The organism is Actinomadura sp. ATCC 39365, assembly GCF_054392275.1.
Genome location: NZ_CP184335.1, coordinates 1,395,754 through 1,415,435 on the forward strand (window position 1 = coordinate 1,395,754; position 19,682 = coordinate 1,415,435).

Here is a 19,682-nt window from a genome sequence, read left to right on the forward strand (position 1 = left end):
GCCCTGTCGGGGCCCTATTTCTTGACCCGGTAACGCAGGTGGGTGACGCCGGTGCCTTCGACGACCGCGATGGGCCCGTCGAACTGCACCGGTGCGGTGCCGAGCTCGCCGAACAGCGTCTTCCCGCCGCCCAACACGACCGGTACCAACTCGACGCCGACCTCGTCGAGCAGACCGGCCTCCAGGCACTGCCGGGCCATTTGCCCGCCGTTGACGGCCACGTTCTTGTCCCCGGCCAATTCCTTGGCCTTGGCCACCGCCGCCTCGATGCCGTCGGTGACGAAGACGAAGTTGTCATCGTCGTCCGGACGGTCGTCGGGGCGCTGGTGGGTGAGCACCACTGTGGTCACGTCCATCGGATGGCGCCCGCCCCAGGCGTCGGTCATGTCGAAGAGGTGCCGGCCGACGATCAGCGCGCCGGTGTCGTCCCATTCGGGCTTGACCAGCGCGGCGCTGGCCGCGGAGATACGGAGCCGCGGCGGAATCTCGACCTCGCCGTTGCCGTACCACTGGAACAGCAGGTCGAACCCGCTTTCTCCGGGGCCGGCGATGTAGCCGTCGAGCGACATCGTGGCGCCTGTGGTGACCTTGCCCATCGCGTTGTCTCCTTCGCTGCCGAGAACCCGGCCAGGCATTGTGGCCTGGCCGGCCGTGCAGCACAGCGTCGCAGTCGTGGGGCGACCGCCACATGCGTGGTGACCACGTGCCCGGCACGCGACCACCACCTACGTCAGCTTCGGACCGGCGAGCAGCTCTACCGTGACCTGGTGCTCGAACCGGGCCCCCATCCGTTGCCACAGTTCGGCCGACCTGGCGAGTGCGTCGGCGTCGCCACGGAGCCGGCCGGCGGCGCGCAGCAGGGTGGCGGTGGCCCAGTCGTTGCCGGCGCTGTCGGCCTGCGCCGCGGCGAGATCGGCCTCGGCCGACGGCACGCGGGCGACCACCGCGAGCTCGACGGTGGCGGCGCGGGCGAGCACCCGGTACCAGGAGCTGGCCGGCAGTCGCCGGGCGCGCTGGGCCAACTCGGTGGCCTGGTCGAGGTCACCGAGCCGTAGCGCGAGCCGGGCGTCCACCAAGGTGATCAGCGGGTCCAGCAACGGCCAGCCCATACTCACCGGGTCACTCATCGCCGCGGCCCGGGCCCGCCACTGCGCGACGCGCTCCCGGTCACCGCGCAGGCCATGCGCCAGCACGGCGAACGGCATCGTGAGCCAGACAAAGAACGCCCGCGGTCGGCCCGTGCGTTGCCAGCCCGCCCACATGTCCTCGGCGAGCTGCACCGCGTCGTCGAGGTCGCCGGACAGGACGAGCACCGGAACGGTCTTGCTGGCCGCCAGGTACACGCTGTCGCCGGACAACTCGGCGTCAGAGATCAGCCGCGCGGTCGACCTGGCGGCCGGCAGGTCGGCGGCGGCCACCGCGGTCAGCGAGGACAGCCCGCGCGCGTCGCTGATCTCGACCGCATGTTCCGGGTGGTGCGGGTCGAGCGGGGCGAGCAGCTCGAGCCGCTCGGCGGCGATCCGGTGCCACTCCGCGACGCGGCCGTCGTTGATCGTGGCCACGCGCACCGCGTCCAGGCTTGCGCTGATCAGTACCGGGTCACCGGTCGCGCGAGCGGCCGCGACCGCAGCCGCGGTCAGCCCGGCCTCGGGCCGCAGGGTATCCGGGTGGGCGGTCCACACAGCGGCACAGGCCAGCCGGGCGGCGACGACCGGATCGTCCGGATCCCCGGCCGCGGTCGCCTCGGCGAGCAGCGCGCGGCGCCGCTCGAACGGGATCTCGTCGCGGAATACCACCTGGAACCGGCCAGTCAGCTCTACCGCCTGCGCCAGCGCGATGGCCCGCGCGTTGCCCGCGCCGGCGTCCCGCGCCCGGTCGGCGGCGGCCAGCCGCAGCTCGAACGCTCGATCGGCGTCGTTGCCGACCTGCGCGCAATCCGCCGCGCTGGCCAGATCCCGGGCCGCCTCGCCCGCATCCGGCGCGCACCGGGCGGCGTGGGCGTACCAATCGGGCGCCTGCCACAGGTAACCGCGCGCGAACGTGAGCCAGGCGAGGGTGCGAGCGAGCCGGTGGGCCTCGGCGTCGGGCTGCTCGTAGCCGGTCAGCGCGGCCCGAAGATCGCCCGCCAGCGCGTCGAACTCGCCATGCCAGGCCGCACCGGGCCGCCCCGCGAGACCGACGGCCAGGTCAGTGGCCAGGTCGGCTGCCCAGCGCAGGTACCGCCGCCGCACCTCGGCGTGCTCGGGTTCGTCCGCGAGTCGCTCGGCGGCGAACGCCCGGATCGTGTCCAGCAGTCGCCACCTGCCGTCCCGGTGCTGGACCAGGCTCTTGTCGACCAGCCGCCCCAGCACGTCGGCGGCCTCGGCCGCGCCCACCCCGATGACCGCGGCCACCGCCGACAGGTCGAAGTCGCCGACGAACACCGACAGCCGACGAAGCACCGCCCGTTCGTCCTCGGTGAGCAGGTCATGGCTCCATCCGATCACCCCGCGCAGCGACCGGTGCCGCACCACCGCACCGCGCCCGCCAGCCAAGAGCCGCAGATGGTCACCCAACCCGGTCAACAGCCCGGTAGCGCCGAGCGACGCGCTGCGCGCCGCGGCCAACTCGATCGCGAGCGGCAGGCCGTCCAGCCGCGCACACAGGTCGGCAACGGTCGCGGCGTCGTACGTCCCAGCCTGGTGCGTCAGCTGCGCGCGGTCGCGGAACAACTCCTCAGCGTCCGAGCCCAACGGCAGTGGTGCGACCGGGTGAACCAGCTCACCGGACAGCCCGAGCCGCTCGCGGCTGGTCGCGAGGATCGTCGCCGGGCTCGCGGCCAGGATTCGCTCGACGAACTCGGCGACCGCGTCGGGTAGGTGTTCACAGTTGTCCAGCACCAGCACCGACGGGCCACGACGCAACCGGGCCAGGACCGCCTCCTGCCCGTCCGCGTGCTCGGCCACGTCCAACACCGCCGCCACCGCATGCCCGAGCCGGCCGTCGCGCACCGGCACCAGATCCACGAACGCCGCGCCATACCGGTACTCGGCCGCCACAGCGGTCGTGACCACCTCCGCGAGCCGGGTCTTGCCGACCCCACCCGGCCCGACCAGCGTCACCAACCGACCCCGCGCCAGCGCCGCCCGCACCGCCTCGACCTCGGCCCGACGCCCGACGAAGCTGGTCCGCGAGCGCGGCAACCCGGGTATGTCGCCGGGCAAGGTCACCGCACCCGCACCGCCGGCCCGCGCGGCAAGCGCTTGCCGGTCGGCGACCCCGTACTTACGCAGCAACGACGACACATGGCCCTCGACCGTGCGCACCGAGATCTGCAAGCGGCGGGCGATCTGGGCATTGGACAACCCCGCACCAAGCGCCGCGAGCACCTCACTCTCACGCGCTGACACCGGCACAGACACCTTCACCGCCACATCCTCACCGATCACGCACCACCCCGGTAGGTATCTACCGCGTGACGAGCACGGGGTCGCCACGGATACCAGCCAGACTCCCGCGGGTCCACCCCTGAGACCGTGCACGCCCGCGATGAGTTCACCCCACCGCGACCAGACCAGGCGCTGCGCCGACTCGACTTCCTGGCCGGCACCTGGTCGCTCAGCGGCCAGTTCGACTCATCCGGCGAGACCGGCGGCGAGCTGCGCGGCACCGCGACCTTCCGCTGGCTGCCCGGCGGGTTCTTCCTCGTGCACCACTGGTCACACACCTTCCACCTCGACGGCCACCTCGTGCAGGACACCAGCTACGAGTTCGACGACTACGTCCCCGAGACCGACGCCTTATCGCGCACACTTCTTCGCCAACCTCGGCGGCTATGACGAGGCCGGCAACAAGTACCTCGGCCACTTCGACGGCCCCGAGCCGGTCCTCATCGGACCGGTCCACACCACGCGCAGGAGAGCCCCGCCTACGCCAGGACATCCCAGCCCTCCGGCCCTCCGGCGAAAAGAAGGTCAAGTACACCTCCCCGGACCCGGCATGACCGCTACCTAGGAGACGAGTGCGTCGCAGGCGCCCAGCTCGACACCGAGGTCGAGGCAGTCTCGCGATCTTTGGCGGCCGGTGTCTCGATGACCCCTCCTAGGGTCGGGGCGGGGCGCACAGCGGAGGACCGGGTACGACTTGGCCGCTCCTCGGCGCGATTGGCACGCCGATCCAAGCGGCGTGCAGACCACTTCGCGCATCCGTGCAGACGACTTCGAAGACTGACACAAGTGTAACGATCCTGGCTCTACTCCCGGGTTTCAGGACCGTTTAAGAGTCACTCAAGTCGTTTTGGGCAACTGCTCGGTATCTACGCTCAAGATCCGCAACCCGCCGATGGATACTGGTCTGTTACGGATCGATGGTTCCAGCCATGCAAGTTGGGCGACCGCTGTGTCGACCGCGCGTGAACTCGCCCGAAGGCGGCTTGACCACCGCTTGGACGGGTCTGTGACCGAGCTGGGCGTGTCCCGCCCACCAGTCCTTCCATGATGCCCATTGGTTGGGTGTCGTTCAGGTCTGGCTTTTGATCCGGCTCCAGGCGCCGATACCCGGTGGCACAAATATCGCGATGTCATGCTTTGCCCGCGCGCAAAATGTCCGAGAATGCCGCCCGGTGTCATGCCGCATCAGGTGCTGATGAGCATCCGACGAGCAACCGTGCAAACGGTTGGCATCCTTGACCGTGCGCACTTCTCGGCAGGCCGGGCAGTGTGGTTACGTGAATCTCGCTGTGCGACCGCTGGTCACCAGGCATGGAAATCGCCGGTTACTCGGCTGTCAGGCCCGCGTCGTTGAGTCGCTTGATGAGACTGGGCATGTCTTGGTGGCGTTCCCGGAGGTGGGCGAGGCGCTGGGTGAAGGTGCCGGTGTCCTCGTCGCGGAGGGCCAGGGCGTGCGGGTCGCGGAGGAGGTCGACGGCTTGGTCGTATTTGCGGGGTTTCTTGGTGCCGATGGAGGTCTCCACCCGGTTCCACGCGGCTTCGAGGTCTTGGGCGAGCCGGTTCAGGTGGAGTTCCCTGATTGTACGGTCGTCTGGACATCTGGCACTTCATCCGCCACAAGGAGCCTCTTCTGAGTGGGCTTGGCGATCTCATGGATGGAGGAGGCTTGTCGATGGGAAGCAAGGGCGTCGCCGGCAGCCGGCCCCCTGGGCCCGTTTCCCCCTTCGCCGCAGGGGTAGGGATGTCGCGGGTCAGGATCTGATCGCACTGCGGTTGTCGTCGCTCTCGCAAGTCACGCTGATCGCGCCATCGAAGGGACCATGATGTCCAAGGCGCCGTCGGCTGTCCCCTTGCCCGTGCCGACCGTCGCGGCCCCTCCGTCGTCTGATGTCCCGACCTCTGTCGACATGTTGCGACGAGGGGGCGGGCGTGTGGCGCGTTCAGATGGCAGCTCCCTCGGACGGCCGCCGGCCGCCCCCGGTGACCGGCGATGAGTAGGCGTGACCGGTGAGCGGGACGTTCGGGCCGCCGCCGGAATGCCGAGACCCGTTGCTGACCTGGGCACTGAGTACGTCCGGGCCGGGTGGTGCGGCCACGTACGATCAGAGCGCATTGCGGAAGGGCGTGAGCGCCCATGCCACCCAGCAGGGGCTGTCGTCGGCTCGGCGGGAAGATTTTGAACTGGCGGTGCACGAAGGTGTGGCCAACGTGTTCGATCACGGTGGTGGATCCGGGCGGGTCCGCCTGTGGCAGGCCGATGGCCTGCTGTGCTGTGAGATCAGCGATCATGGCCCCGGGATCCCGGCCCGCCACTACCAGCAGCGGGCATCGATGCCTGCCCGCGACCGTGACCACGGCCGCGGGCTGTGGCTGATGGCCGAGCTCAGCGACTCGCTCACGGTGACCACCGGCCCGGCCGGCACGACCGTCGTCATCGTCGTCCGTCTGCGGGACTGACTTTCCCGCCACCGAACGCGTGATCAGAGTGTGGGGTCCTCGCGGGCGGGCTGTCGGGTCCGGCCGCCTTCGTTGTCCCAACCGGCCAGGCGCTGCTCCTCCTCGGCGGCGGTGTCGATGGGACCGTCGTGGTCCGCGGCGGTGAGGATGTCGCCGGAGCGGGTGCGGCCTCGGCATCGGGTGGCCAGGTCGAGTGCCTTGTCGGCGGCTGCGGGTGTGGTGTCGGGTGGGATGACGAGCAGGTTGATGTGTTCGATCCCCGGGATGATTGAATCGCCCCGGTTTCGGTGGAGACTTGATCTCTTGAGAGGATCGAGTCCATGCCAGGTAAGTCTCCCTACCCCGCCGAGCTGCGCCGTCGAGCGGTTCGGATGGTCGCCGAGTTGCGACCGGATTACCCGACCGAGTGGGCCACGATCAACGCGGTGGCGACCAAGCTCGGCATCGGCACCGCGGAGACACTGCGCACCTGGGTCCGCCAGGCCCAGATCGACGAGGGCAGCCGGCCCGGCCGCACCACCGACGAGACGGCCGAGCTGAAGCGGCTTCGCCGCGAGAACGCCGAACTCCGCCGCGCCAACGAGATCCTGAAGGCCGCGTCGGCTTTCTTCGCGGCCGAGCTCGACCGGCCACACACGCACTCGTGACCTTCATCGACCAGCACGCCGATGTGTTCGGTGTCGAGCCGATCTGCCGTGTCCTGACCGAACACGGCTGCCCCATCTCCACCAGCACCTACTACGCCGCCAAGAACCGCCCACCCTCGGCCCGCGCCCTGCGCGACGCCGAACTGGACGCCCACATTCAGCGCATCCACGCCGCCAACTACGGCGTCTACGGCGCCCGCAAGATCTGGCATCAACTCCAGCGCGAAGGGCACCAGGTGGCCCGCTGCACCGTCGAACGGCGCATGCGCGCCCTCGGCCTGCATGGCGCCCGGCGCGGCAAAAAGGTGCGCACCACCATCGCCGACCCCGGCCACGAGCGAGCGGCCGACCGGCTCCAGCGCGACTTCACCGCGACTCGGCCGAACGCCGCCTGGGTGGCCGACTTCACGCACGTGGCCGCCTGGTGCGGCGTCGTCTACGTCGCCTTCGTCGTCGACGTCTACTCCCGGGCCGTCGTCGGGTGGGCCGCCTCGCTGACCAAGCACACCACGCTCGTACTCGACGCCCTGGACATGGCCCTGTGGCGGCGCGAGCGCATCGGTCGGCCGGTCGAGCCGGGGCTGATCCACCACAGCGATGCCGGTAGTCAATACACGTCTTTCCGGTTCACCACGCATCTGCTGGCAGCCGGGATCGACGCCTCCATCGGCACCGTCGGCGACGCGCTCGACAATGCCCTGATGGAATCACAGATCGGCCTCTACAAGACCGAGCTGATCAAGCCCCGAGGGCCCTGGCGAAGCCTGGCCGACGTCGAGCTGGCCACCGCCGAATGGGTCGACTGGTTCAACGCCACCCGCCTGCACTCAGCGATCGGACACCTGCCACCAGAGGAGTACGAGGCTCTCTACTACGCTCAACACCAACCCAGCGAACCCGCCGGAATCAACCGTTGAGGTCTCCATCAAAGTCGGGGCGATTCAGATGAGGTTGATCACGTGGGGGTCGATGGTGCGGAACCAGCCCACTCTGACCTGGCGGCCGGTGGCGGCGATGCGCTGCGGGATGTTGTGCCAGGTGTCGACGTGCAGGCCGACGCGCAGGACCCGCCGCTCCAGCCGCTGGTCGATGGCGGCGATCAGCGCGGGCAGTTCCGCGCCGGCGTCGTAGCCGGCGGGCCACCACGCGCCGTCCACCGCGCCGCGACGTGCGAGGTCGGGATCGAGGCTGAGCCGCACCTCCTCGGGGCCGGTCATGGAGAGGGCTCGCGGCGTCGTGCGGCCAGGCGCGCCGGGGTCGGCCAGCGGACGTCACGGGCCCAGCCGAGCCGCTCCAGCACTCGGATCAGCCGGGCGGAGAGGTCGATCTGGCCGGGCAGCACGCCGTGGCGGGCGCAGGTGGGGTCGGCGTGGTGGCCGTTGTGCCAGCTCTCGCCGAATGACAGGAGAGCTAGTGGCCAGAAGTTCGCGGCCCGGTCTCCGGCGCGGGTCATCAGCGGCCGTTCGCCGAAGACGTGGCAGATGGAGTTGATCGACCAGGTGACGTGGTGCAGCAGCGCGATCCGTACCAGAGCGCCCCAGAAGAATGCGGTCAGCGCGCCACGCCAGGTGCCGGTGACCAGCAGGCCGATCGCGGGCGGCAGCAGCAGCGAGGCTGCCACCAGCGGTCCGAACAACCGGTCCACCCGGCCGATGCCGGCGTCGTTGAGCAGGTCCTTGGCGAAACGTTTCCGATTGGTGAGGTCACGCCCGAACATCCAGCCGACATGCGCGAACAGCAGCCCCTTGGCCAGGCCGCGCACGCTGCTGCCGTAACGCCAGGGCGAGTGCGGGTCGCCGTCACGGTCGGCGAAGGCGTGATGGCGCCGGTGGTCGGCCACCCACTGGATGACCGAGCCTTGCACCGCCAGGGACCCGGCCACGGCCAGACCGATCCGCAGCCACCGCTCCGCCTTGAACGCGCCATGGGTGAGATGGCGGTGAAAGCCCACCGTGACGCCGAGCCCGGTCAGGACGTAAGCCGAGGCGGCTATCGCCACGTCGGTCCAGCTCAGCCCCCACCCCCAGGCCACCGGCACGGCGGCGGCCAGCGCCGCGAACGGCACCAGCACGAACACCCACAACGCGACCATCGCCGCGACCGGTTTACGGCCGCCGATGAGCGGTGCCGCGCCGGCCCGCTCGATGACACCTGTTCCTGGCGAAGCCATGCCGACTTCCTCCCCCGAGCGGCAGCGTCCTTTCTCCCCCTGGACAGCAATTCACCTGCCCACACGCACGGAAGCCACTCCCGTGTCGATGCCAAGCTTCGGACGGGCGGGGACATCCCACCGCCAACGGATCGGGCGCGCCCGTCCCGCATGAGGCCGCCACGGCCCGGACACCACCCGCGCCCGCCTCCGAGCCCGTCAATCCTTCTGTTCGGGTTCCTTCCCGGGAGGCACCGCCTTCGCCGGCGGTTCCGGGGCCGCTCCTGCCGGGAGGGCGAGCGGGTCGTCCTTGAAGAGTTCGGGCACGGCCCGGTAGAGGATGGCGGTGATCGGCACGGCCACGACCGCGCCGGCGATCCCGGCCAGGATGCCGCCGACGGCCAGCACGATGATGATCGCCAGCGGGTGGAAGTGCAGCACCCGGCCGACGATCAGCGGCTGGAGCACGTGGTTCTCCAGTTGCTGCTCAACGATCAGGATGCCGACGAAGATCAGCGCGTAGATCGGGCCCTTCGCGCCGAGCGTGACCAGCGTCGCGACCGCGCCGGCGAAGAGGATGCCGACGATCGGGACGAAGCTGGCCAGGAAGATCAGTACGGCCAGTGCCGCCCACAGCGGTACTCCCATGACGGCCAGCACCACGCCCATGAGCACGCCGTGCACCGCGGCCACGGCGACCGTGCCCTGCACGTAGTGCGACAGCGTGGTCCAGGCGGTCCGCCCGGCCCGGTCGACCCGCGGCGCCATCCGGCCGAACCCCTTGAGGAACCAGGACCAGATCTGGTCACCGTCCTTGAGCAGGAAGAACGTCACGAACAGCAGGAGCACGATCGAGGCCAGCACCTCAACCACCACCACGGTTCCCGCCAGAACCGTCGAGGTGATCTGCTGCTGCCGCTCGGTGACCAGCTTGGCGATCTCGTCCACCCAGCCGCTGAGCTGAACGGGCTTCACGTGCAGAGGGCCGGTGTAGAGCCAGCCCTCCACCGTCTTGGCCGTCTGCCTGACCTGTGTCAGCAGGCCGGGGAACTCCTCATTTGCCCGCACGCCGATGATCCAGCCCGTCCCGCCCAGCACGGCGAGCGCGACGAGCATGGTGACCCAGGTGGCGTAGATCGCGCGCAGACCCGACTCGCGCAGCCGCCGGGTGAGCGGGAAGAGCAGCGCGGTCAGCAACAGGGCGACCGCCACCGGGAGGGCGACGATGCGCATCGTCGCCACGAAACCGAGCACGTAGTTGGCCACGATGCCGATGACGATCAGGCACGCGCACCACGCGGCCATCCTCGCCAAGGTCGCAGGCACCAACCGCAACAGGCGCTCCTGAGGTGAGTCCACGCCCGGGAAACTTCCCCACCGGTCGGAAATAGGCGCACTTCCCGACTTCGGTAAAGGAAAGTTGAAGCAGAGAATTTGCGTCACGGGCCCGGCGGCCTGCGTGGTGCCGGCCTGGCTTGCGGTGAGCACCGCGGGGGTGAACGCCGTCGGGGCGGCCGACACGCGCGAGGTCACCTGCCGACGTCTTGGGTTCCGGGATTGACGATGGCGGTTCGCCGATCACTGCCGTGTCCGGGCCAGCGCGTCCTGTGCCTGCGCCAGAGTGGGGTGGGTGGGAAATATGCGCCCCAGCAGGCCGGTCCTGCGGAGCAGTTGCTCACATGTACCGTGCAGGCCGATCAAGACCAGCGCGCCGCCGTCATGGTCGATCTGCCTCCATGCCCGGACCAGGCTGCTCAGTCCGGAGGAGTCGCAGAACTCCACCCCGGACATGTCCATGATCACTAACGGTGGGTTCTGCTGCCGGCACACCTTGACCACTTCGTGTTCCAGGTGCGTGGCAGTGTTCAGGTCCAGCGCGCCGTGGACGGCCACCACCTGGCCCGGAGGCGCCGCGCGCACGCTGAGCCGCAAGGGCGGCGGGTCGTTCGACATCGGTTGCGAAGGCATCGACGCCTCCTCTCGGGGGCCCTCTGCCCCGCGCCCGCTCTCTGATGTGTCGCGACGCCCGTCCTGTCACCGGCGCGGTTCGGTACGGCCGGTCGTCATGGCTTCTCCTCAGCAGTGGGTACGCGCAGGAGCAGCAGGGCGGTGTCGTCGCTGTGGTGGTCCCCGGCATACTCGCTCAGGGCGGTCGTGATGCGCTCCAGCGTCTGCTCGGCGTTCAAGCCGTCGTTCAGCCGGCCGGCACAGCGGGCCAGGCGCAGGTGTCCGGGTTCGGTCAGCGGCGCGTTACGGCATGAGGGCCCTTCTGGTCGGCGTGTAGATGTCGCAATCCACACCGAACCGAAGGCCCTCACCCCTTTACAAGATCATTTTTCGCGTGTCGCCTCGTACCTAACCTCTGTGGTCAGTACAGCTAGTGGTCGCTGATCAGGGCGTTCAAGGCGGCTGCCTTGTCCGCTTCGGTCGGCAGGCCGTAGCGGCGGGTGGTGTCCAACGAGCCGTGGCCGAGGAGGTCGGCGACCAGGACGGGGTCTGTGCCGTGGCGGATGAGCTGGGTGGCGAAGGTGTGGCGCAGGACGTGCGAGCTGAAGGGCTCGGTGGGGTCCTCGCCCAGACCGACGGCGTCGCCGAGGCCGGTGATGATGTCGCGGGCTGCGCGGTCGCTCAGGCGACCGCCGCGCTGGTTGAGGAACAGCGCGGGGTGGGTGCCGGCTCCCTTCCAGCCGGCGCGGGTAGCCAGCCAGTCGGTCAGGGCCTGGCGCAGGTCGGGGTGGACGGGCAGCAGGCGGATCTTGCCACTGTCGCGGCCCTGTCCGCGGATGCGTAGTTCGCCCGTGCGGGCTGAGAGGCGCACGTCGGCCAGGTCGAGGCCGACGACTTCGGAGATGCGCAGTCCGGCGTAGTAGGGCAGCAGGGCGACGGCTTTGTCGCGCGGGGAGGCGGTGAGCTGGACGTGGCGGACGTAGCGGCGGGCGCGCCGGGCGTCCAGGACTCGGGGGCGGTGCGCCGGGAGTCGCGTTCGCGCTGGGGCTGGGGCTTGCCGAGGCCGCGGCGGGCGTAGAAGTCGTCGATGGCCGACAGGTAGGCGTCGATGGTGTTGGGAGCGCGACGGCCGTCCTTGAGGTGGCGGCGGAAGTCGCGTACCGCGCCGGCGGCCGCGACCGCATCGGTGAGCGGATCGCCGTCCAGGGCGGCGGCGTCGGCTTGGACGGCCAGCCAGTCCAGGTAGCCGCGCAGCCGGGAGGTGTACTTGGTCTTGGTGGAGTCGGCCAGCGGGGCGCGCTCGAGTGCGGCGGTGTAGTCGGCCAGGACGGCGGCGTAGGGAGCGGGGAGCGGGACGGCCCGCGACCGGCGCGGGTTTCCGGAAGCGACTCCGGCCGGCTCCGTGATTCCCGAGGGCGAGTTTCCGGAAGTCATCCACAGAGTCTACTTCCGGAATTATGTGATTCCGGAAGTAGGAGGTAGACTGAAGGTACCGAGGACTTCTCGAGCGTTGGCACTCAGGTCTGCGTCGCCCCCGGCGAACCACCACAGGCCCCTTCGGAGGGGCCCGGATAGGTCAGCGACCATGACGCCGACACTTCTTTCTCAGCCCGCACCGCTCAGCCCCACTTCGTCTGCGATGCCTCGGGTCGATTCCGCGCTTCGGCTCAGTCTCCACCCGGTGCCGAATCGTCGATCGGTGGTGGATGGGGCCTGGTGGCCCTACTCCAGTGACACCGCCGCGGAGTTGCCCGGTCTCATCGCCGCCGTCGACCGACTGCTTGACCGGGTCACGCTCCGCGTCGGCGTGCATTGCGACGCGTGGCAGAACATCCCGCGCCGCATCCCGGCCCGCGGTCGGCAGGTCCGCGTCGGCTGGTTCCGCCACACCGACCCGCGCATGATCACTCTCAGCTTCGCGTCCGGCGAGCCGGTCGTCCTGCTGATCATCCCGTCAGGAACCGCCGCGGGCGTCGCCGAGGCCGTGCTCAAGCTCACCGCCCAGGACACAGCCGGCTTGACGGCCGACGCCATTCTCACTCTGGCGCACCTGCCGGCGGGCCCCGGTCCGCGTGCGTCGGCCGGCTCAGCCCGCTGGGAGAACGAGGGCGGGTCGGTCAACGGGCACAAGGCGGCCTCGTTCACGGCACGGCCGATCCTGGCGTGACCCGCGTGCCGCCTGCCGGCCGGATTGAGCGGTCCAGGCATCGCCCGTTGTCCGGCGGCGGGCCGATCTCCGGCCGGCAGGCATCTCATCGCGTTCCAGCTTCTCCACAGGAGACTTCCATGACCGTCATCGACACCGCCCCACTCGCCGAGGCGAGCGCCTCGGCGCAGACCCTCGTGCACTTGGCGGGGGACATCGACATCTTCACCACGGCTCAGCTGCGCAGGCGGCTGATCGACGCTCTCGCCCACAGCACCGGCCTGCTCGTCGTGGACCTGTCCCAGGTGACCTTCTGCGGCGCCGGCGGGCTGGGCGTGCTGGTCGGCGCTCAAGGCCGGGCCCGGTCACTGGGCATCACGCTCGCCCTGACCGGCGTTCCGCCGCGCATGGCCCGGCTGCTGCACATCACCGGCCTGGGCCACCGATTCCCGATCATCGCATGACCGGCATACCACTCACCTTCGAGCTCACCCCGGCCGGCTATGACGGCAGTTCGCCGTTCCCTCGGCCTGCGACACCGGCGCGGGCCGGTATCACCCCGGTGACACTGACCGCCGCAATCGTGATCGCGCCGTTCCTCGCGCTGGGCGCCGGCATCTGGCTGGCGTGGGGAGTCGGTGTCAGTCTCACCGACCTGCTCCTGGCCGTCGTCTTCTACGTCGTGACCGGGCTGGGGGTGACGGTCGGCTTCCACCGCCTGCTGGCCCACCACTCCTTCACCGCCCGTCCGTGGCTCCGCGCCGTCCTGGCCGTGGCCGGGTCGATGAGCTTCCAGGGCAACCTGATCGACTGGGTGGCCGTACACCGCCGCCACCACGCCTTCACCGACCGGCCCGGCGACCCGCACTCCCCCTACCGGTACGGCACCGGTCTCGGCGGACGACTGCGCGGCCTGGCCCACGCCCACCTGGGCCGGCTGTTCTCCAGCGAACCCACCTCGGCCACGACGTATGCTCCCGATCTGCTGCGCAACGACCCGGCCATGCTGCGGATCTCCCGCGCCTACCCCGCCTTGTGCGCCGCCTCCCTCCTCCTGCCGTTCGCGGCGGGCTGGGCGATCAGCGGCAGCCTCTACGGCGGGCTGACCGCGTTCATCTGGGCCGGCCTGATCCGTATCGCCCTGCTGCACCACGTGACCTGGAGCGTCAACTCCCTGTGCCACATGATCGGTGAGCGGCCGCACAAAGCCCGCCGTCATGACCGCGCCACCGACCTGTGGCCGCTGGCCCTGCTGTCCTTCGGAGAAAGCTGGCACAACGGCCACCACAGTGAGCCCAGTTGCGCCCGGCACGGCCGCAGCGGCCGCCAGATCGATCCCTCAGCCGCACTCATCAGCCTGTTCGAACGCCTGAACTGGGCCAGCGATGTGCACTGGCAGCCCCCCGACGTCCTCGGCCACCATCGCACGGTGGCCGGCAAGCACACGCTGCGCACCAGCACCCCGCGCCAGGGCGGAACCAAGAGGCGTTAGCCCTGGTCAGCACGTTGAGGGAGAAGCTCGTACAGCTGGGAAGAAGAACTAGGGCATGGGGAAGGACCTCCAGGGAAGGCATCGCGGTGACCGGTGATGGCGAGCAGGTGCTGGGCGGCTTGCTGAGCGCCAGCCAACTCTCCTCGCTGGAGGATCTGCCAGCCCTGGTCGCCGAGTACGGACGGTCGGCGGGCTTCTCCCAGACCATGATCTACGTAGCCGACCTGCAGCAGCAGGTGCTGGTCCCGCTGACCGGGCAGCGTGACGTGTTCGGCGAACCGCTCGAACCGATCCGGATCGACGCCACCATGGCAGGACGTGCCTTCCGCAACATGGAGATCGTCGAGGTCCGCCACGTGCTGGACCCCGCCGCGCCCGAGACCGCGCCAACGTCGCCGGCGGGCGACGGGCCGCAGCGCCTGTGGGTGCCGTTGCTGAACGACACCGAGAGGGTCGGCGTCCTGGGAGTGACCGTGGCGCAGGGGTCGGAGAGCATGGGGTTGCTGGCCGGCCGGCTGGCCTCGCTCGTCTCGCTGCTGGTGATCAGCAAACGCCTGCACAGCGACTCCTATGCGCGCCTGGTACGCGCTCGGCCGATGACGCTGTCGGCCGAGGTGTTGTGGAACCTGCTCCCACCGCGAGCCTTCGCCGATGACAACGTGGTGGTCAGTGCCGCGCTGGAACCCGCCTACGAGGTGGGCGGCGACGCCTACGACTACGCGATCGACAGTGGCACACTGCGCGTGTCGATCTTCGACGCGATGGGGCACGACACCGCGGCCGGCCTGACCGCCACCATCGCCATGGGGGCCGGTCGCACCAGCCGCCGCCAGGGCAAGGACCTGCCCGCGACGAGCGAGGCGATCGACGCGGCGATCGACGAGCAGTTCATCGACCGCTTCGCCACAGGAGTCCTGGCCGATCTGGACCTGCGGACCGGTTGGCTGAGCTGGGTCAACCGAGGGCACCATCCGCCCCTGGTGATCCGCAAAAGCCAGCAGGTCGCCACCCTGGACAGCGTGCCCGATCCGCCGATGGGCATCTGCCTGAGCCTGTCCACCGGATTGCTGCGCTACCAGTTGGAACCCGGGGACCGGCTGCTCTTCTACACCGACGGCGTCATCGAGGCCCAGAGCCCGGACGGGCAACCCTTCGGGCTGGAGCGCTTCATCGACTTCATCGTCCGTCACGAGGCCGACGGCACGTCCGCCCCGGAAACACTCCGCCGGCTGATCCACAGCATCCTGCAGCACCAGCACGGCCGGCTCCAAGACGACGCCACCGTGCTGATGGTCGAGTGGCGCACCGGGCGGCAACAGCAACTCGTCCTGGGAAAGATCGCGGTGCCGGGACCGTAGGACGCAACAGCATGGGCGCCGAGCCGGGCGCATGCCGACGATCAGGTGGCCAGGTCGACATCGGTGAGGCCGACGTCCTTCAGGAGCGGGTGTACGGATCGCGCCGGCGGTGCAGGCCGTCGGCGGCCTACCAGGGTCACATGCCGCCGCCCGAGCAAGCCATCTGGTCACCAGTCTGTCCGTGCCCGCCTGAAGCCTCTAGAAGCGAAAGTGCTGGATGGCGGTGCCCTTGCGGGAGATGGAGGTGCTCCAGGCCGTCAGGAAGCTGGCCAGGCGGGTCGTCCACGGGTAGTCGGCGACCTCGGGCTCGCGGCCCAGCAGGATCTCGCGTACCAGCTTCAGGCGGGGTTCCAGGCGCTCGATGTCCTGCGGGGTGTCGAAGCCGGGAGACCTCAGGAAGGGGACGACGGACTGGGTGCCGGCGTACTTCCTGGCCGCCCAGACGTGGAACCTCGTGTAGCCGTTGAAGCAGATCTCGCCTGCGGGGAAGTGGCGGATGAGTCGGTCGAGGAGGGTGGCCAGTTCCTCCTCGGACAGGAACCCGATCAGGCCGTCGGCGACGATCACGGCGGGGCGGTCGGCGGGGATTTCGCTGATCCATCGGGGGTCGTTGAGGTCGGAGCCGATGGTGTGGAGGTGGGGACGCTCGGGGAGCAGTAATTGCCTGGTCTTGGCCACGCCGGGCAGGTCGACGTCGTACCACTCGACGGTGGCGGGCGGGTCGACGCGGTAGACGCGGGTGTCGAGTCCGGCGCCCAGGTCGAGCCCGACAGCGTCGGGATTCTTGACGATGAACTGCCGAACGATGTTGTCCATGACCAGGGAGCGGTGGGCGATGCCCACGACGGGGCTGGCGGAGAGCTTGAACTGCCCGGCGTCGTAGTCGAGTTTCCTGACGATGTCGTATGCGGTCTTGTCGTGCAGGATCGGGTGTTTGGCCTGGTAGTCGAGCGCTTTGCCGGCCAGGGTGAGCCAGAGCGTGTTCTCCAGCGGGGTGAGGTCGGGGAGGGCGATGGCCATCGTGTCAGTCCCTTTTCTGTGGTGACTCGTCCAGCGCGGCCCGGGCTGCCTTCAGCGCGGTGTCGTCGGTGAACAGCCCGTGGGTGTAGAGCTCCAGCGTGGGCAGCGCGAGGCGGCGCAGCACGTCGGGCCCGAACTGCTCGTGGCCCAGCGCGCGCGCCAGCGAAGGCGGCATGGTCAGCGTGGCCACGCTGTTGAGCACGGTCAGCACCGCCAGCGCCCGCACGTCGGAGGACGGCCGCATCGAGCCGTCGGCGATCCCGGCCCGCAGGACCTGCTCCGACTCCTCCACCAGCGTCTCGACGAACGTGGCCGCGGCCGGTGTGTCCTCCTCGATCGCGCGCAGCATGTACCGCACCTGGAGGCGGTACTCCTCCGGGTTGGACAGGTATTCGCGAAAGAGGTCCTGCATGCCGCTCGGGCCGGCGTTGTCGGCCCGCTGGACCAGGATGCGCAGGACGTGGTCGTCGCAGACGCTCCGGAGCTTCTCCTTGCTGCCGAAGTGGTGGATGACCAGGCCGGGGCTCACTCCCGCGGTGGCCGCGACGGCGCGCAGATTGGTCTTGCCGAAGCCGTCCCGGGCGAAGTGTGCGATGGCCGCGTTGCGGATCTTGGCCTGGGCGGTCAGGTCCGACGATGCTGAACACATGTTTAGTAGACTAAACGGATGTTCAATACCTGGCAAGTCGAGGGCAGGCCCGTGATCAAGGGCCTGTAGCGCTTCATGACTCGTCGAGTGGTGCTTGATCCGCGGCTTTGACCTCCAGCCAACGGGCCTTCCCCCTTGAACGTGGACACCGTGGAGACTGGATCTTGATGTCCAGGGGAAGAGATGTCCCTGATGGTGATGAAGAACTACCCACCCGAGTTCAAGGCCGACGCGGTGGCGTTGGTGTTGTCGAGGCCGGATCGGACGATCACGTCGATCGCGCAGGATCTGGGGGTCAGTCGCGAGACGCTGCGGGTTTGGGTGCGAGCCGCGCAGGCCCGGGGCGAGGGCGGTCAAGTGGCTGGCGGGGTCAGGGCCGGTAAGGACACGTCGGCCGGGCCCGTACCCTCGGACGACGTGCTGGAAGAGGAGAATAAGCAGCTCAGGGCGCGGATCCGGGAGCTGGAGCAAGAGCGGGACATTTTGCGTAAGGCGGCCAAGCTTTTCGCGAACGAGACAAACTGGTGAACCGCTTCCAGTTTGTTGAGGATCACAAGGCGCTCTACGGGGTGAAGCGGTTGTGCATCCGTGACACCGAAGCCCCTGATCAGGCCCCCTTTGTGGTTCGCTCCGAAGTATGGGCCGCGTTCATCGACGGTGCGAAGAAGGGCGAGTTCGACTTCTGACCACTGCCGACATCGAAAGAGACGGGCCGCCGGCTAGCAGGTGAGGCTGTCTTTGTGAACGGCTCCACCACTGCCTTGCCGCCTTGACTCGCGCCGCCAAAGGCCGGCAATACCTCGGCCCGTCACGCTCGTGTCCTCATATAAGTGAGATGCACACGAGTAAACAACGAGGGCGGGTCCCGGCCGGAGAAGGCCGGACCCGCCTCGCGGAACCCGCCGCGCGTTGGGGCCGATGGTCTGACGCGTCGTTGCAGGGCACCGGAAGGATGTCAGAAGAACTTCAGTCGTTCCGGAACGTCTTGATCGGCGTCTTGGATGAACACTTTGCCGCCTTCACGCTGGATGCGTTCAAGGTAGGCATAGACCTGCAGGGCACGGTTGATGGTGTCGGTCTTGCTGTCGCCGGTGATGCTCACGGCTTCATCCAGTGCACGTGACGATCGAGGGGTCAAGTTCACCGTGACCCGCTCTAGCCGTTGCGTAACAGCAGTTTCATCTTGGGCAGCGGTTCCGTTCTTGGCCATGGTGTCAGTTCATTCCTCTGCGGAGTCCCCGGCCCCTAGTAGCGACTTGGGGCTCGGGCGAGGCATACCACGGCTGGGGGCAGCGAAACTTGCCGTGGGGCCTTGGTGCTGGGTGAGGGCGAGGTAGGGCGGCTTGGGCGGTGGACGGAGGGGATGTCCAGCGCGCCAGGAGGGTTTTGACGGTTGCGGTGATGGACGTGTTGCGCAGACAGGGGGCGGCCATCGGTGCCGTCGAGTGGGGTCACGATGCTCGCGGTTGTCGCTTCGACATTTCGCCTCCTGGGGTCCTGAGGGATCAGCCCGATGTAGCGACGCATCTCACGCTTCCCCTCGCAAGGTGCATCTTGTTGCATCGGTTGTTACGGGGGATCGTACGAACGGCGAAGGCTAAGGTCAAGCTGTTTGCTGCATGTCATGCATCACAATGCTTCATTTTAGCGACTGATTGATGAGTGACGTATGACCGTTGTGTGACTCTTGTGTGTTCGTGAGAGGGGGTTGGTGGTAGGCTGCCGCGAAAGATCCCGCCGGGTGTCCGCAGCCCCCTGCGGGAGTCGCGGGATCTTGGGTTTGTGTTCAGCGTCACCTGATCGCCCCGCTCATCGGCGGACACTTCTCGAGAAAGCCCAAGCCCGTGCAGAAGTCCGAAGTCGACATCCATAACGTCGACACCACCGATCTCACTCAAGAGGACGGCGCTCCGTCAGTCAGGGCGGACGTCCTGGCCGACCGGAGCCCGACCAGGCTCAACATCGAGGTGGAGCTCCTCAAGGGTTTCCGCTTCAAGATGGTGACCGAGACGGCCGACCACGTGACCACGAGGTTGGCGCAGACCCTGATCATGGTCGTCATCGCTGCGGCCGTGCCCGGTGCTCTGACGGCCGGCCTCCTGCAGTTGGCCTCGGCGCCGGGGTGGCTTGTCGCCATCGCGGGAGTGGGCGTCATGATTGTGGTCGGGGTCGTTTGCTTGAGGTGGATCAGCGCCCAGCACCGCAAGAGCGAGGAGTCGATGAGGGTGGAGGAGCAGCGGCCCGGCTCCTAGCCGGGATCGTGGCGGCGCGCCTGTTGTGAGAGCCGCCCGGACCATCCGGAACGCCGGGCCGAACATGGCCGACGCCGCCGGCTGATCGGGGCGGCTCTCAACATGAGCGCCCCACCTCATACCCGCTTAAGAACGGT

22 protein-coding genes are annotated in these 19,682 nt (G+C 68.9%); 10 read left to right on the forward strand and 12 right to left on the reverse strand.

Translation table 11 applies throughout. From position 1 onward, the window contains the following. Positions 1–14 precede the first annotated feature (14 nt). On the reverse strand, positions 15–596 hold the full coding sequence (locus tag ACNF49_RS07165) for a dihydrofolate reductase family protein (RefSeq protein ID WP_482943171.1): 582 nt from the start codon (positions 594–596) through the stop codon (positions 15–17). Positions 597–725: 129 nt separating this feature from the next. After that, positions 726–3,428 (reverse strand): ATP-binding protein, encoded by a 2,703-nt coding sequence (locus tag ACNF49_RS07170; protein ID WP_482943172.1) that lies wholly within the window; start codon positions 3,426–3,428, stop codon positions 726–728. Between the two features lie 87 nt (positions 3,429–3,515). On the opposite strand from ACNF49_RS07170, the gene ACNF49_RS07175 reads away from it, so the two are divergent. Continuing rightward, positions 3,516–3,818 (forward strand): hypothetical protein, encoded by a 303-nt coding sequence (locus ACNF49_RS07175; RefSeq protein ID WP_357983555.1) that lies wholly within the window; start codon positions 3,516–3,518, stop codon positions 3,816–3,818. Between the two features lie 935 nt (positions 3,819–4,753). Here the strand turns inward: ACNF49_RS07175 and ACNF49_RS07180 are convergent. Further along, the gene (locus ACNF49_RS07180) at positions 4,754–4,951 is read right to left on the reverse strand and encodes a hypothetical protein (RefSeq protein WP_482943173.1); all 198 of its coding nucleotides are present in this window, start codon (positions 4,949–4,951) and stop codon (positions 4,754–4,756) included. A gap of 484 nt (positions 4,952–5,435) precedes the next feature. On the opposite strand from ACNF49_RS07180, the gene ACNF49_RS07185 reads away from it, so the two are divergent. Together ACNF49_RS07185 and ACNF49_RS07190 are read left to right on the forward strand one after the other, a co-directional pair. After that, a complete protein-coding gene (locus tag ACNF49_RS07185; protein ID WP_352321800.1) occupies positions 5,436–5,885 on the forward strand; it encodes an ATP-binding protein in 450 nt (149 codons plus the stop codon). Between the two features lie 320 nt (positions 5,886–6,205). Further along, positions 6,206–7,449 (forward strand): IS3 family transposase gene (locus ACNF49_RS07190; RefSeq protein WP_482939697.1). Its coding sequence is split into 2 segments (ribosomal slippage): positions 6,206–6,488 and positions 6,488–7,449, totalling 1,245 coding nucleotides; the frame shifts between segments, so codons are not numbered across the junction. A 24-nt stretch (positions 7,450–7,473) separates the two neighbouring features. Here ACNF49_RS07190 and ACNF49_RS07195 read toward each other — a convergent pair. The 6 genes from ACNF49_RS07195 to ACNF49_RS07220 form a co-directional block, all read right to left on the reverse strand. Next, complete coding sequence (locus ACNF49_RS07195; protein ID WP_482943174.1) at positions 7,474–7,749, reverse strand: DUF5994 family protein; 276 nt, start codon at positions 7,747–7,749, stop codon at positions 7,474–7,476. Beyond that, positions 7,746–8,702, reverse strand: a complete 957-nt coding sequence (locus ACNF49_RS07200) for an acyl-CoA desaturase (protein ID WP_482943175.1) — start codon at positions 8,700–8,702, stop codon at positions 7,746–7,748. Before ACNF49_RS07200 ends, ACNF49_RS07195 begins: the two co-directional genes overlap by 4 nt. Before the next feature lie 198 nt (positions 8,703–8,900). Further along, positions 8,901–9,986, reverse strand: coding sequence for an AI-2E family transporter (locus ACNF49_RS07205; RefSeq protein WP_482943176.1), 1,086 nt, complete (start codon positions 9,984–9,986; stop codon positions 8,901–8,903). Positions 9,987–10,259: 273 nt separating this feature from the next. Next, on the reverse strand, positions 10,260–10,649 hold the full coding sequence (locus ACNF49_RS07210) for an STAS domain-containing protein (protein ID WP_482943177.1): 390 nt from the start codon (positions 10,647–10,649) through the stop codon (positions 10,260–10,262). A gap of 95 nt (positions 10,650–10,744) precedes the next feature. Next, entirely contained in the window at positions 10,745–10,867 is a 123-nt protein-coding gene (locus ACNF49_RS07215; RefSeq protein ID WP_352321808.1) for a hypothetical protein, read from the reverse strand. Between the two features lie 191 nt (positions 10,868–11,058). Beyond that, positions 11,059–12,177 carry a tyrosine-type recombinase/integrase gene (locus ACNF49_RS07220; RefSeq protein WP_482943178.1) on the reverse strand — a complete coding sequence of 373 codons (1,119 nt, stop codon included), beginning with the start codon at positions 12,175–12,177 and terminating at the stop codon, positions 11,059–11,061. Between the two features lie 90 nt (positions 12,178–12,267). Here ACNF49_RS07220 and ACNF49_RS07225 point away from each other — a divergent pair, with 90 nt between their 5' ends. The 4 genes from ACNF49_RS07225 to ACNF49_RS07240 all read left to right on the forward strand — a co-directional run bounded on the left by ACNF49_RS07225 (position 12,268) and on the right by ACNF49_RS07240 (position 15,624). Then, entirely contained in the window at positions 12,268–12,795 is a 528-nt protein-coding gene (locus ACNF49_RS07225; protein ID WP_498703798.1) for a DUF5994 family protein, read from the forward strand. 119 nt (positions 12,796–12,914) lie between these two features. Next, positions 12,915–13,238: an STAS domain-containing protein gene (locus ACNF49_RS07230; RefSeq protein ID WP_482943180.1), complete on the forward strand. Its 324-nt coding sequence runs from the start codon at positions 12,915–12,917 to the stop codon at positions 13,236–13,238. Beyond that, positions 13,235–14,266: an acyl-CoA desaturase gene (locus tag ACNF49_RS07235; protein ID WP_482943181.1), complete on the forward strand. Its 1,032-nt coding sequence runs from the start codon at positions 13,235–13,237 to the stop codon at positions 14,264–14,266. The genes ACNF49_RS07230 and ACNF49_RS07235 overlap by 4 nt, the downstream gene beginning before the upstream one ends. A 14-nt stretch (positions 14,267–14,280) precedes the next feature. Next, positions 14,281–15,624, forward strand: a complete 1,344-nt coding sequence (locus ACNF49_RS07240) for a PP2C family protein-serine/threonine phosphatase (RefSeq protein WP_482943182.1) — start codon at positions 14,281–14,283, stop codon at positions 15,622–15,624. A gap of 198 nt (positions 15,625–15,822) precedes the next feature. Here ACNF49_RS07240 and ACNF49_RS07245 read toward each other — a convergent pair whose 3' ends face one another. Further along, entirely contained in the window at positions 15,823–16,644 is an 822-nt protein-coding gene (locus tag ACNF49_RS07245) for a class I SAM-dependent methyltransferase (protein WP_482943183.1), read from the reverse strand. 4 nt (positions 16,645–16,648) lie between these two features. Then, positions 16,649–17,293 (reverse strand): TetR/AcrR family transcriptional regulator, encoded by a 645-nt coding sequence (locus ACNF49_RS07250; protein ID WP_482943184.1) that lies wholly within the window; start codon positions 17,291–17,293, stop codon positions 16,649–16,651. Positions 17,294–17,476: 183 nt separating this feature from the next. Here ACNF49_RS07250 and ACNF49_RS07255 point away from each other — a divergent pair, with 183 nt between their 5' ends. Together ACNF49_RS07255 and ACNF49_RS07260 are read left to right on the forward strand one after the other, a co-directional pair. Then, positions 17,477–17,821, forward strand: a complete 345-nt coding sequence (locus ACNF49_RS07255; RefSeq protein WP_482943185.1) for a transposase — start codon at positions 17,477–17,479, stop codon at positions 17,819–17,821. Then, positions 17,818–17,979: a DUF397 domain-containing protein gene (locus ACNF49_RS07260; protein ID WP_482943186.1), complete on the forward strand. Its 162-nt coding sequence runs from the start codon at positions 17,818–17,820 to the stop codon at positions 17,977–17,979. Before ACNF49_RS07255 ends, ACNF49_RS07260 begins: the two co-directional genes overlap by 4 nt. A 269-nt stretch (positions 17,980–18,248) precedes the next feature. Here ACNF49_RS07260 and ACNF49_RS07265 read toward each other — a convergent pair whose 3' ends face one another. Then, positions 18,249–18,503, reverse strand: coding sequence for a ribbon-helix-helix domain-containing protein (locus ACNF49_RS07265; protein WP_482943187.1), 255 nt, complete (start codon positions 18,501–18,503; stop codon positions 18,249–18,251). Between the two features lie 634 nt (positions 18,504–19,137). On the opposite strand from ACNF49_RS07265, the gene ACNF49_RS07270 reads away from it, so the two are divergent. Next, positions 19,138–19,545 (forward strand): hypothetical protein, encoded by a 408-nt coding sequence (locus ACNF49_RS07270; protein ID WP_482943188.1) that lies wholly within the window; start codon positions 19,138–19,140, stop codon positions 19,543–19,545. Positions 19,546–19,682: the final 137 nt, after the last annotated feature.

Bases quoted from the DNA above. Each gene is read 5' to 3' on its own strand.
- ACNF49_RS07255 (WP_482943185.1), top strand. From the start codon at position 17,477: ATGTCCCTGATGGTGATGAAGAACTACCCACCCGAGTTCAAGGCCGAC.
- ACNF49_RS07200 (WP_482943175.1), bottom strand. From the start codon at position 8,702: ATGGCTTCGCCAGGAACAGGTGTCATCGAGCGGGCCGGCGCGGCACCG.
- ACNF49_RS07210 (WP_482943177.1), bottom strand. From the start codon at position 10,649: ATGCCTTCGCAACCGATGTCGAACGACCCGCCGCCCTTGCGGCTCAGC.
- ACNF49_RS07195 (WP_482943174.1), bottom strand. From the start codon at position 7,749: ATGACCGGCCCCGAGGAGGTGCGGCTCAGCCTCGATCCCGACCTCGCA.
- ACNF49_RS07245 (WP_482943183.1), bottom strand. From the start codon at position 16,644: ATGGCCATCGCCCTCCCCGACCTCACCCCGCTGGAGAACACGCTCTGG.
- ACNF49_RS07250 (WP_482943184.1), bottom strand. From the start codon at position 17,293: ATGTGTTCAGCATCGTCGGACCTGACCGCCCAGGCCAAGATCCGCAAC.
- ACNF49_RS07265 (WP_482943187.1), bottom strand. From the start codon at position 18,503: ATGGCCAAGAACGGAACCGCTGCCCAAGATGAAACTGCTGTTACGCAA.
- ACNF49_RS07165 (WP_482943171.1), bottom strand. From the start codon at position 596: ATGGGCAAGGTCACCACAGGCGCCACGATGTCGCTCGACGGCTACATC.
- ACNF49_RS07225 (WP_498703798.1), top strand. From the start codon at position 12,268: ATGCCTCGGGTCGATTCCGCGCTTCGGCTCAGTCTCCACCCGGTGCCG.
- ACNF49_RS07205 (WP_482943176.1), bottom strand. From the start codon at position 9,986: ATGGCCGCGTGGTGCGCGTGCCTGATCGTCATCGGCATCGTGGCCAAC.
- ACNF49_RS07235 (WP_482943181.1), top strand. From the start codon at position 13,235: ATGACCGGCATACCACTCACCTTCGAGCTCACCCCGGCCGGCTATGAC.
- ACNF49_RS07230 (WP_482943180.1), top strand. From the start codon at position 12,915: ATGACCGTCATCGACACCGCCCCACTCGCCGAGGCGAGCGCCTCGGCG.